This window comes from Roseomonas populi, from assembly GCF_024594815.1.
Lineage (GTDB): Bacteria > Pseudomonadota > Alphaproteobacteria > Acetobacterales > Acetobacteraceae > Roseomonas > Roseomonas populi.
Genome location: NZ_JANJOU010000003.1, coordinates 51,664 through 63,908 on the forward strand (window position 1 = coordinate 51,664; position 12,245 = coordinate 63,908).

General features: G+C 71.2%; 10 protein-coding genes. 8 read left to right on the forward strand and 2 right to left on the reverse strand.

The window, feature by feature from the left end; translation table 11 throughout:
- Positions 1-134: 134 nt before the first annotated feature.
- On the forward strand, positions 135-677 hold the full coding sequence (locus NRP21_RS05375; protein ID WP_257715148.1) for a septal ring lytic transglycosylase RlpA family protein: 543 nt from the start codon (positions 135-137) through the stop codon (positions 675-677).
- A 23-nt stretch (positions 678-700) separates the two neighbouring features.
- Here the strand turns inward: NRP21_RS05375 and NRP21_RS05380 are convergent, their stop codons facing one another.
- Positions 701-973, reverse strand: coding sequence for a hypothetical protein (locus NRP21_RS05380; RefSeq protein ID WP_257715149.1), 273 nt, complete (start codon positions 971-973; stop codon positions 701-703).
- A 486-nt stretch (positions 974-1,459) separates the two neighbouring features.
- Between NRP21_RS05380 and NRP21_RS05385 the strand changes: the two genes are divergently transcribed.
- From NRP21_RS05385 to NRP21_RS05415, 7 genes are all read left to right on the forward strand, one after another.
- Positions 1,460-2,617 (forward strand): 2OG-Fe(II) oxygenase, encoded by a 1,158-nt coding sequence (locus NRP21_RS05385; RefSeq protein ID WP_257715150.1) that lies wholly within the window; start codon positions 1,460-1,462, stop codon positions 2,615-2,617.
- A gap of 194 nt (positions 2,618-2,811) precedes the next feature.
- Positions 2,812-4,950 carry a M48 family metallopeptidase gene (locus NRP21_RS05390; RefSeq protein WP_257715151.1) on the forward strand — a complete coding sequence of 713 codons (2,139 nt, stop codon included), beginning with the start codon at positions 2,812-2,814 and terminating at the stop codon, positions 4,948-4,950.
- 35 nt (positions 4,951-4,985) lie between these two features.
- Positions 4,986-5,498, forward strand: coding sequence for a hypothetical protein (locus NRP21_RS05395; protein WP_257715152.1), 513 nt, complete (start codon positions 4,986-4,988; stop codon positions 5,496-5,498).
- A gap of 46 nt (positions 5,499-5,544) precedes the next feature.
- Positions 5,545-6,210 (forward strand): MBL fold metallo-hydrolase, encoded by a 666-nt coding sequence (locus NRP21_RS05400; protein ID WP_257715153.1) that lies wholly within the window; start codon positions 5,545-5,547, stop codon positions 6,208-6,210.
- 2 nt (positions 6,211-6,212) lie between these two features.
- Entirely contained in the window at positions 6,213-6,488 is a 276-nt protein-coding gene (locus NRP21_RS05405; protein WP_257715154.1) for a GNAT family N-acetyltransferase, read from the forward strand.
- 48 nt (positions 6,489-6,536) lie between these two features.
- A complete protein-coding gene (locus NRP21_RS05410; RefSeq protein WP_257715155.1) occupies positions 6,537-7,244 on the forward strand; it encodes an SHOCT domain-containing protein in 708 nt (235 codons plus the stop codon).
- A gap of 67 nt (positions 7,245-7,311) precedes the next feature.
- A complete protein-coding gene (locus NRP21_RS05415; protein WP_257715156.1) occupies positions 7,312-8,376 on the forward strand; it encodes a zinc-binding metallopeptidase family protein in 1,065 nt (354 codons plus the stop codon).
- 242 nt (positions 8,377-8,618) lie between these two features.
- On the opposite strand, the gene NRP21_RS05420 is transcribed toward NRP21_RS05415, so the two are convergent.
- On the reverse strand, positions 8,619-12,041 hold the full coding sequence (locus tag NRP21_RS05420; RefSeq protein ID WP_257715157.1) for a transglutaminase family protein: 3,423 nt from the start codon (positions 12,039-12,041) through the stop codon (positions 8,619-8,621).
- Positions 12,042-12,245 lie beyond the last annotated feature (204 nt).

The window sequence follows — 12,245 nt, forward strand, 5'->3', positions numbered from 1 at the left end:
GCCCGTCCATTCCCTATCTCTGCCCCCCGGCCCGATCAGGGGCGACCCCCGGCACGAGCGGGAGCGCAGCGATTGGCGGACCGCGATCGCGGCGCCGGAACCGCAGGGGATTGGCTATTGGAGGAGAACTGGATTTGAGGGGACTGCGTATCCTGCTGGCCTGCGTCGCCGGGCTTCTTGCCCTGCCGGATTCCACGATGGCAGCCGATGCGCACCGCGCGCACCCCCGCCTGGAGCGCCAGCGGCATCACCAGGCAGCGCACAAGGGGGAGCACCGGGAGGCCCGCCACCGCGCCCACCATCGAACGGCCCGCCTCCATCCCCGCCGCGCCCAGGCGCGGGCCGCGGGGCACACGCAGCGGGGCCATGCCTCGGTCTATGCCCGTAGCCTCGCCGGCCGACGGATGGCGGATGGCAGCCGCTTCGACCCCGGCGCCAGCATCGTCGCGAGCCGAACCCTGCCGCTGGGAAGCCACGCCCGGGTGACGAACCTGCGGAACGGCAGGAGCGTCATCGTCCAGGTGCGCGACCGCGGTCCCCACAGGGGCCGCCGCATCGTGGATCTCAGCCCCGGCGTCGCGTCCCGACTGGGCATGGCGGGCGGAACGGCGCCCGTCACCGTCACGCCGCTGCTCCTTGCATCCCGGGCGGAAGCGGCCCCCGCGAGACGGCGATAGGCCCGTCCGGCCAGGGCTGGCGGCTATTCTGTCGGGGGGGCTTGCCCCTCGCCGTCATCCGCCTGGCCCAGCCTCTTCTCGAAGGCCGCCGCCAAACGCGCCCGCACGGCGATGGCGTCCACCGGCTCGCCCTCAATGGGCGCCTCGGCGAGGCACTCGCTCAGTTGCGCCCGCAACCGTGCGAGGATCTCGTCCCTGCGCTCGGGCGGCGTATCGGCCAGCATTCGGTCCAGCACCTGCCCGATGATGGCGTCCAGGTCGGACGTGTCGGTTGGTGTCGTATCTTCAGGGCTCATGGAGATACGATCTTCTGTTCTGGAATTTGGTGAACGCTTCTTCGGTGGCCTTGGCCGCACCTGGCCCGCGCCGGACCGGCCGATCGCAGTTCACATCTTCAGCCTGACGCGCGCGCGCCGGCCCGGATAGTCAGGTTTCATGCTTACAGCTGACTTTCGTCCTGCTCATGATCCGGAGGACACCAGAGCCACCGCCGGAGATGCAGAACTGCCGGCGGGGCGGCCCCGCCGGCAGTACGCACTTCGGACGTCCGCGCCGAACAGCCCCGAGGCGGGCGCCCTACTTGCCCGCCGGGGCATCTGGCGGGGTCGCCACCGTAACGTCCGCGCCCGTCCCGGGCTGCATGGGATGGGTGCATCCCCGGCCGGAAACATCGTCGCGCGGGCTGGCACGGCGACGGAAGGCGGTTACTCTCCCCACCGCCCTCAGGAAGGGCGCCCCGACCGATCGACTGCGGCCAGAGCCGGCGAGGAACATTCCTGTCCATGCAAGACGCGCCACCTAACCCTCCGGACCTCTCGCCGCTGAGGCGCTTCCGGCCGGGCGACCCGGTGCCGCGCTTTCACGCGGTGAACGACCGCAATCCCCGCTACGCCTTCGATAGCGTTGCCGGGCGCTACGTGATCCTGGCCTTCCTCGGTTCCGTCAGGGCCCATGCCCAGACCGAGGCGGCCTGGGGGGCGCTGCGCTCCGCCCAGGCGGAGGGCCTGCTGGACGACGACCGGGCCTGCGCCTTCGTCGTCACCGCCGACCCGCCCCCGCCGGAGGGAGGGGCGGGCGGGGCCGGTGCCGTCCGCGACCACTACCCGGGCTTGCGGGTGTTCCGGGACCGCGATTTCGCCATCAGCCGCCTCTTCGGCGCCTGCGTGCCGGATGGCGAGGCGCGGGTGAGCTACCACGGCTTCGCACTCCTGCTGGATCCCGCGCTGCGCGTGCTGGCCGCCGCCCCCCTGCCCGGGATGGCCGACCTGCTGGGCCAGCTGCGATCGCTCCCGCCACCGGACCGGCACGCCGGCGCCAACATGATCGCGCCGGTGCTAACTCTGCCCCGGGTGCTGGACCCTGAGTTCTGCCGGGAGCTGATTGCCCTCTACGAACGGCATGGCGGCCAGGAGAGCGGCTTCATGCGCGAGGTGAACGGGCGCACGGTCGGGATGCTCGACGCCTCTCACAAGCGCCGGCGCGACCACGAGATCGCGGAGGAGCCCCTGCGCGCCGCCCTGCGCGCCCAGATTCAGCGCCGCCTGCTGCCCGAGATCGAGAGGGCCTTCCAGTACAAGGCCACGCGCATCGAGCGCTACATCGTCGCCTGCTACGACGCGGCGGATGGCGGCCATTTCCGGGCGCACCGGGACAACACCACCAGGGGCACGGCGCACCGGCGCTTCGCGGTGACTATGAACCTGAACGACGACTTCGACGGCGGGGAGCTGTGGTTCCCGGAATTCGGCCGGCAGCGCTACCGCCCGCCCGTGGGCGGCGCGGTGGTGTTCTCCTGCTCCCTCCTGCATGAGGCAACGCGAGTGACGCGCGGTACCCGATACGCCACCTTGCCCTTCCTCTACGACGAGGAAGCGGCGCGGATCCGGGCGGAAAACGTCGCGTTCCTCGGCGAGTCAGCTGGCGCCGAGCAGAGGGCCTGAACACCCCGCGCCGGGCGCGGTGCGGGCGCCCGGGCCGCGATCACATCTCCTTGGCTTCGCATTAGTTATACGGGCGGGCGCATTCCGGCCGGGGATTCCATCGGTCTAACCTCCCGCGCAAATGGCAGGGGGACGGACCCATTTCCACGACGACCCGGCGCGCCCGCGCCACGCTGAGCCTCGTCGCCACCACCGTGCTGCTGCCGCTGGCCGTGCTGGGCCTGGGCCTTTGGGAAGCCAGCCGCGCCGAGGCGGACCTGGCGGCCACCGAGCTGAATCGCGCCCGCGCTGCCAAGGCCGTCTCCCTGCTCGAATCGCGCCCCGCCCCGGCGAATGGCCGCCCTGACTTCGGCGCGCAGTTCCGCCGCAACGGGCAGACCTATGCCGGCCCCCTCGCCTTGGACCAGGCGCGGGACGCGCTGGGCGACGCCGAGCGAGCCGTCACCCTCTCCCACATTCGCGGCCACCTGCCGCCGCTGGTGATGCTGGCAGGCGGCCTCGCCGCCGCGCTCTCGGTCACCGTGCTGCTGGCGGCGGCGTTGCTCGGCAGGGCCGGCCGTGCCTCGCGCGAGGCCCTGCTGCGCGGCTTCTCCCTTGCACGGCGCGCCCTGCCCGGGGTGCTCGGCGCGCAGGTGGTGCTGTTCGCCCTCGGCGTCGTCGGCATCACGGGGTTCGAGGCGCTAGGCATCCTGGAGGCGGACAACCTCTCCTCCGGGGGTGCGAAGCTGCTCGGCATCCTCGCCCTCGTGATCGGCGCCAGCCTCTGGATCGCGGGCAAGGCCGTGTTCCAGCTCCGGCGGGCGCTGGACCTCTTCGCCCCCGATCCGCTGCCGATCCTCGGCCGCCCCGTCACGCCCGATGAGGCGCCAGGCCTGTGGCGTTTGCTGGACGACCTGGCCGGGCGCTTGGGCGCCCTGCGGCCAGATAATGTGGTGGTGGGCCTGACCGGCGGCTTCTTCGTCAGCTCCGGCCCGAAGGTGCTGGAACCCGGCGGCGCGGCGCTGGGCGGCCGAACCCTCTACCTCCCCCTGCCCTACCTGCCCCTGCTGCGAGAGGACGAGGTGGCGACGATCATCGGGCACGAGCTGGCGCACTTCTCCGGCGGGGACACGGAATACAGCCTGCGCTTCGTGCCGATCTACGCCGGCGTCTCCCGCTCGCTGGACGCGGTGGTGACGGCAGGGGCGGACGTGAACGGCTCCGTCTCGCCCCTGATCCGGCCAGCACTGAACCTGGGCATCTTCGTAATGGACCAGTTCCACCACGCCGTTCGGCACTGGAGCCGGTTGCGTGAATTCGCGGCCGACGCGGCAGGGGCCAGCGTCACCTCGGCAGATGCCTCAGCGCGGGCCCTGCTGCGGACCTCCGCGATCCATCCGCGCATCGAGGCCGTGCTGGACGCCGCCGCCGAGGCGCCCGCCTCCGCCCCGCCCGACCTGGTGGACGCCACCCTCCGCCTCGCCGCCGAGCAGGGGCTGGACGATCCCGCCAAGCACCTGGAGGAGGAGCAGCCCCACCCCACCGACACCCACCCGCCCACGCGCCAGCGCATCGCGGCCCTGGGCCGGGAACCGGATGCCGCCCTGCTGGCCGAGGCCGCCGCGCCGCCGCCGCCGCCGTCGCCCGGGGCGATGTCGCGCCTCTCCGCCCTCTTCGCCGCCCCGGAGGCGCTGTGCCGAGCGGCGACGGAGGATTTTCTGGCCGTTGTCCGCAGCAACGCCCTGGCCCGGCGGAACGCGCTGGAGGCCGCCGCCGCCGGCGTCGCGCCCGATGCGACGGTGCTGGGCGAGAACACGCGCGGCGGCGGGATATTCCTCCTCTGCTTCGGCGGGATTCTCGCGGTGGCAATCCTCTTCGTCATGGCCGTTGACGTGCCGGGCTTCGGCCCGACGGAGAAGGGGATCGTCTGCGGCTCCGCGGGCGTCCTCGCGCTTGTCTTCCTCGTCGCGGGCTACCTCATGCTGCGCCGGCACGACCGCACCTTCCTGGTGCTGCGGCCGGAGGCGCTGGAGATCCCCGGCCTGGACCGCCCCATCGCCTGGGCCGACGTGGCGGACCTGGACATGACCATGGACCGCGGCTCCATCATCACCCGAATGCTGCTCCCGCCGCAGGCCCCCTTCCCCACCCGCCTTCCCGGCGCCGGGCGCCGTGTGAAGCTGGACACGAAGCAGCGCATCGTCACTCTCCGATCCGGCCTGCCGTGCGGCATGAAGCCGGAGGGACTGGCGGAGCTGATCGGCCGCTACAGGCAGGCCGACCTCGCCCGGCGCCTGCTGGCCGAGGAGAGGGCCGCTGACCAGAACGAAGCCGCACATGTAACCGGCGTGTGACTTTGCGCTTCTATCGCCGAAGCTAGGATCGCCGCATGCAAACCCAGACCGAATCCCCGCCGCAGCTCACCTTGCCTCCGCAGGGCGGCGGCTGGCGGGAAACCTTCTTCTCCTTTCTCGGCACGCTGATGTTCGGCGCCATGCTCGTCGCGCTCTCGATCTACACCGTGCCCAACCTGATCACGGACTGGCAGGTGCGCGGCGTGGCGGAACCGGTGGCCGAGGGCCGCGTCACGGACGGCTCCTGCAGCTCCCGCCTCATGCTCAACATCTGCGACGCGACCCTCTCGATTATGACGAAATCGGGCCGCGTCACGCGCGACGTGAACTACATCTTCGCCGACGTGCATTCCGGCGACTACTCCGTGGCCGTCCTCGCCGACCCCGCGCACCCGGAACTGGCGACGACGGATATGGGGCTGAACATGCTATGGAACCGCACCATCACCCTGCTGGTCGGGGGCGGCATCCTGCTGGCACTGACGGTGGCGCCGATCATCGCCCTGTTCCGCCGCATGCGCGCCCGACGGGAGGCGGCGGCGGCCTGACGGTCCGCCGTTGACCCCCTCGACCCCGCATGGCACGCCGGGGCCCATGCCCCAGCTCCAGGCCGCCCAGATCCCGGTCACGCCCTTCCAGCAGAACTGCGCCCTGATCTGGGACGTGGAGACGGGGCGCGGGACGGTGATCGACCCCGGGGGCGACGTGCCGCAGATCCTGGCCGCGCTGGACAAGGCCGGGTTCACGGTGGAGCGCATCCTCCTCACCCACGGCCACCTGGACCATGCCGGCGGCGCGGCCGAGCTGAAGCGGGAGTTGGAGGCGCGCCAGGGCGGGCCCGTGCCGATCGAGGGCCCGGACAGCCGCGACGCCTTCCTGCTGGAAGGGCTGACCGAGCAGGGCGCCCGCTTCGGCATCGAGGGGATGGAGAGCGTGACGCCCGACCGCTGGCTGACGGAGGGCGAGACGATCTCCATCGCCGGGCAGGACTTCGCGGTGCTGCACTGCCCCGGGCACACGCCGGGGCACCTGGCCTTCGTAGCCACCGAGCTCGGCTTCGCGGTGGTGGGGGACGTGCTGTTCCGCGGCTCCGTCGGCCGCACGGACTTCCCTTATGGGGACCACGCTGCCCTGATCGCCGCCATCAAGGACAAGCTGCTGCCGCTGGGCGATGGGATCCGCTTCCTCTGCGGCCACGGCCCGGGTTCCAGCTTCGGCGAGGAGCGCCGGTCCAATCCATTCCTCAACGGCCGGGGCTGACCATGTCCGACGTAACCGACAACACTGCCCGCCAGCGCTTCGAGCTGGACGTCGGCGTGGGCGAACCCGCCTTCATCGCCTACGAGCGCGACGGCGGGACGATCACCCTCGTCCACACGATCGTGCCGGAGGCCGCATCGGGCCAGGGCGCGGGATCGCGGCTGGTCCGCGGCGCGCTGGCGATAATCCGGGTGCAGGGGCTGCGCGTGGTGCCCCAGTGCTCCTTCGTCGCCGCCTACATGGAGAGGCACCCGGAGGAGCGCGACCTGCTGGCCTGACACGGCGTTGAAGGGGCGACACCAACCCGCTTCAAGGAGCTCCTCCCGATGCAGGACATCACGCCCGAGGCACGGGACCGCCTGCAGGAGATCGCCGCCCGCCACGGCGTGAGCACCGATGCCGCCACCACCCTTCTGCGCGCCCTGGCCGCCGGCGGTGGCACGATGGCGCAGTTCAGCCATCCCGAACTTGGCGGCATGGGCCAGTGGTCCCGCGGCGGGATGGTCATGGTCGGCGACATGTTCAACAACGCCCTGGCGGCGCGCGTGGACGCTCTCTGCACCGAACTTTCGGCCCTTTTCGGCGGCGATGGCCCCTGGCGGGCGGGCAGCACCTCCTCGTCCTGGTGGCCCGCCGATCTCGGCAGCCCGGCCTGGAGCGGCGCGCAGAACGACATGCGCTACGCCTACTTCCCCGCCATCCACCGGCTGGCCGTTCAGGTCGGCGGGCAGGTGACGCTCTATGATACACAGGGCCACCGGGTCGGCGGCGTCTCTCAGCAGCAGGGCGGCAGCCAGGTCCTGAGCCTCTCCTCGGACCGCGGCACCATCCGGCTGGAAGATCTGCAGCGGGTGGAAGCGGCCGCGGGTGCGCCCAAGGCGCCCGCCAGCCCCCCGTCCGATACCCCCGCAGCCCCCGCGCAGGCCGGCGACCCGCTCGCCTTGATCGAGCGGCTGGCCGAGTTGCACGGGAAAGGCATCCTCTCGGACGAGGAGTTCGCTGCGAAGAAGGCGGAGTTGCTGCGCCGCATCTAGGGTGTTGCAACAGATCGGAACGGCCCGCGTTGCACCGCACGCAATCCCTCCTCTGAAGGCCCGGCGCATGCGGCTGTTCAAGTGCCAGAACTGCGAGCAACTCCTCTACTTCGAGAACACCCATTGCGAGCGGTGCAAGTACCGCCTCGGCTACCTGCCGGACGGCGCCGTGCTCTCCGCGCTGGAGCCGGAGGGCGACGGCTGGAAGCCCCTCGCCGCCCCTGACACGCAGCGCCGCTTCTGCGCCAACGCGGAATTCGACGTCTGCAACTGGACCATCCCCGCCGATTCGCCGGACACCTACTGTGCGGCCTGTCGGCACAACCACCTCATCCCCGACACCACGGTGACCGAGAACATGCAGCGCTGGCGCCTGCTGGAACTCGCCAAGCACCGCCTGTTCTACACCCTCGTCCGCTTCTGCCTTCCCATGCCCACCCGCAACGAGGATGCGGAGGGGCTTTCCTTCGACTTCCTGGCGGACTCCCCCGATCCCAACGGCCCGAAGGTGATGACCGGCCACGACAACGGCCTGATTACCATCGCACTGAAGGAAGCGGACGACGCCGAGCGCGAAAGGATGCGGAAGAACATGGGCGAGCCCTACCGCACCCTGCTCGGCCATTTCCGCCACGAGGTCGGCCACTACTTCTGGGACAGGCTGGTCCGCGACGGCGGACAGTTGGAGGCCTGCCGCGCCGTGTTCGGCGACGACAGCCAGGACTACGGCGCCGCGCTGCAGGCCCACTACAACAGCGGCCCGCCGCCGAACTGGCAGGAGAACTACGTCAGCGCCTACGCCACCACCCACCCGTGGGAGGATTTCGCGGAGACCTGGGCGCACTACCTGCACATCGTGGACACGCTGGAAACCGCGGCCTCCTTCGGCCTCAGCGTGAAGCCCAGGATCGACAAGGCCGGCGACCTGCACGCCGTGATCGACTTCGATCCCTACAAGGAGCCGGACTTCCAGCGCATCATCGATGACTGGCTGCCCCTCTCCTTCGCGGTGAACAGCCTGAACCGCAGCATGGGCCACCAGGACCTCTATCCGTTCGTGCTGTCCCCCGTGGTGATCAAGAAGCTGGAGTTCATCCACGGCCTGGTCCGGAATGCCGGCGTGCCGGCCTGATCGGCTCGCACCCTTGGCCCGAGGGGGCACCTGGACCTGCATCGGGCTGCCGTGGGGACAGACCTGAGACGTGGCGCTGATGACCAGGGCTTGATCCTGCCCTTGCAGTCGCCTCGGGTCATCGACCCGAGGCGCATCGTCAGCGACGTTCAGGCCAACTGATAGAAGAGGATGATGATGAGGGGTCCCGGGAGAGGAGGAATTCCATCTTCCTCTCCCGGGGATGTCCCTTCATTCAAGGATCAAGCGCCATCCCGCCGCAGGTCCAGGCTCCGCGGCGCCTCGCGCGAGACCTCCAGCGGCGGCTCCCCCATCGGCCCCGGCGTGTGCCCGAAAGGCTGGAACCGGATGCGCCGCCGTGCCTCCGCCTCGTTCGCGTTGACAGGCAGCGTCTCGTAGTTCCGCCCGCCGGGGTGGGAGACGTGGTGCGTCAACCCGCCCAGGCTGCGGCCGGTCCAGCGGTCGTAGATGTCGAACACCAGCGGCGACTGCGCGCGCACCGTCGGGTGCAGGGAGGAGGGCGGGTTCCACGCCTTGAAGCGCACCCCCGCCACGTACTCGCCCTGGCGCTCCGTCGGTGTCAGCGGCACGGCGCGACCGTTGCAGGAGAGGACGAGGCGCTCCTCCACCCAGCCCGTGACCTTCGCCTGCACGCGCTCGGTGGAGCTGTCCACGTAGCGCACGGTGCCGCCGGCGGCGGGTTCCTCGCCCAGAACGTGCCAGGGCTCCAGCGCGTGGCGGACCTCCAGCCCCGTGCCGCGGACGGAGACCTCGCCGATTTGCGGGAAGCGGAACTCCAGGAACGGGGCGAACCAGGCGGGGTCCAGCGGGCAGCCCAGCATGGCCAGCTCGTCCAGCACGTCGTGGAAATCCTGCGCCACGTAGTGCGGCAGCATGAACTCGTCGTGCAGCCGCGTGCCCCAGCGCACCAGGCGGCGGTCATAGGGCGTATCCCAGAAGGTCGCGATGGCGGAGCGTAGCAGCAGCACCTGCACCGCCGACATGCGCGCGTGCGGCGGCATCTCCGCCGCGCGCCACTCCACCAGGCCGAGGCGGCCGGAGCTGCTCTCGGGCGCGTAGAGCTTATCGACGCAGAACTCCGTCCGGTGGGTGTTGCCCGTCATGTCCACCAGCAGGTTGCGGAACAGGCGGTCCACCAGCCAGGGCGGCGTCTCCACGCCGGGCTGAATGCGGGAGAAGGCGACCTCCAGCTCCGCCACGCTGTCCATCCGCGCCTCGTCCACGCGCGGGTGCTGGCTGGTGGGGCCGATGAACAGGCCGGCGAACATGTAGGAAAGGCTGGGATGGTTGTGCCAGAAGCCCAGCAGGGACTTCAGCAGGTCCGGCCGGCGCAGGAAGGGGCTCTCGGCCGGCGTCGCCCCGCCCATCACCACGTGGTTGCCGCCGCCCGTGCCGACATGGCGGCCGTCCAGCATGAACTTTTCGGAGGCCAGGCCGACCTGCCGCGCCTCCTCGTACAGCTCCTCCGTCCGCTGCACGCCCTCTGCCCAAGAGGCGTAGGGATGCACGTTCACCTCGATCACGCCCGGATCGGGGGTGACGGAGAAGCTCATCAGCCCCGGATCGCGCGGCGGCAGGTAGCCCTCCAGGATCACCTTGCGCCCGGTCTCCTTCGCCGTCGCCTCCACGGCGGCGGCGAGATCCAGCCAGTCCACCGCCTCATAGAGCGGCGGGAAGAAGACGTGGATGATCCCGCCACGCGCCTCCACCGTCAGCGCGGTACGGACCACGTCCGGGTCGCTCTTACCCACCTCCGGCGGGCTCTGCGGCACCGGCCGGAAGCCCTCCGCCCCGCCGGCATAGCTGGTGCCGTTGCCGGAGCCGGGCACGCGCTGGAAGGCCTGGTAGGGCGGCAGCGGCGCACCCGCCACGCCATCCGGCGGCGCGTGGTGCAGGCCGGGCGCGGGGTGGTTGCCCATGGGGCGTGCCAGGGCAGGGTGCGGCGGCAGCGGGGCGCGTGGCGCGAAGGGATCGGGCTCCACGTCGAAGTTATTTGCCGCGTCCGTCTCCGACATCCAGGGCAGGCTCTGAAGCGGCAGGCGGAAGCCGATGGCGCTGTCCCCGGGCACGAGGAAGAGGTGCTCGCCCCGCAGGAACCAGCGGCCGGATTGCCAGCGCCGCACCCCGTCGCGGAACACGCGGCGGATCGGCAGCACGCTGCCCACGGAAGCGGAAAGCCCCCCGCCGTAAACGCGCGCCAGCCGCGCCCGCTCCAACGGGTCGCGCAGCTTCGCGTCCTCCACCACCACGTTGGCGGGCAGGCGGTGCTCCCGCCACAGGTAGTAGTGGATGTCCTCATAGGCCGGGGTCACCAGCCCAGGGTCCACCTGCAGCCGCTCCGCCAGCGAGGCGGCGAAGCGCGCCGCGTCATCCGCCGTGGCGTTGTCCCTGTCGTCGTCGGAGGCCAGCAGGGACGGATCGCGCCACACCGGCTCCCCGTCCTTGCGCCAATGGCAGAGCAGCGCCCAGCGCGGCAACTGCTCGCCCGGGTAGTGTTTGCCCACCGCATATTGGAGGGCCGCCCCCGGCGCCCAGCGATCGGCCAGGCGGCGCAGCAGGCGGCCGGCATAGGCGCGCTTGGTCGGGCCCAGGGCGTCGGTGTTCCACTCCGCCGCGTCCATGTTGTCCGCGGCGATGAAGGTGGGCTCGCCGCCCATGGTCAGGCGGATGCCGCCCGCCGCCAGCTTGCGGTCCACCTCCCGCCCCTGGGCGAGGATCGCCTGCCACTGGGCTTCCGTGTAGGGCTTGGTGACGCGCGGCGTCTCCACCACCCGCTTCACGTGCATCTCGAAGCCGAACTCGGTTTCGGCCGGCTCCACCATGCCGGAGATGGGCGCGGCGGAGGAAGGCTCCGGCGTCGCCGCCAGCGGGATATGCCCCTCGCCCGTCAGCAGGCCGGAGGTCGGGTCCAGGCCGATCCAGCCGGCGCCGGGCAGGTAAACCTCGGCCCAGGCGTGCAGGTCGGTGAAGTCCTCCGTCGGGCCCTGCGGCCCCTCCAGCGGCTTCACGTCCGGCACGAGCTGGATGAGGTAGCCGGAGACGAAGCGCGCCGCGTAGCCCAGGTGCCGCAGCGCCTGCACCAGCACCCAGGCGCTGTCCCGGCAGGATCCCTTGCACTGGCCCAGCGTCTCCTCGGCCGTCCAGACGCCCGGCTCCATGCGGACGACGTAGGACACCTTCGCCTGAAGCCGCTGGTTCAGCGCGACCAGCATCCCCACCGTGGCCTGGCCCTCGTGCTGCGGCGTCTCGGCCAGGAAGGCGGAGAGAAGAGGCCCGGCGGGCTCCACGCGGCGGAAGGGCGCCAGTTCCGATTCCAGCACCGGGTCGTAGGCGAAGGGCCAGGTCTCGGCTTCCGGCTCCAGGAAGAAGTCGAAGGGGTTGATGGTGGCCATGTCGGCCAGCAGGTCCACGGTCACGTCGAAATGCGTCACGCGCTCGGGGAAGACCACGCGGGCCTGGAAATTCCCCTGCGGGTCCTGCTGCCAGTTCACGAAGTGGCCGGCGGGCTCGATCTTCAGCGAATAGGAAATGATGGGGGTGCGCGCGTGCGGCGCCGGCCGCAGGCGGATGACCTGCGGGCCGAGCGAGACCGGCCGCTCGTACTTGTAGCTGGTGCGATGCGTCAGGGCGACGTGCAGGGGCATGGGTCGGGCTTCACCGTCGTCAGGGCGCGAAGGGAACGGGGCAAGGCCATGCAAGCTTCACGCCCGGGCGGGAACCACGGCCGGGGCCGTGGCGGCGGCGGCCCCGCGCGGGGGCGATCGGCCGGCTGATAAACCGCGGCCGGGGCCCTGTCCAACGGCTTCGGCCCCGGATCGATGCCCCGGGGGAACATGCCCTTGCGCGAA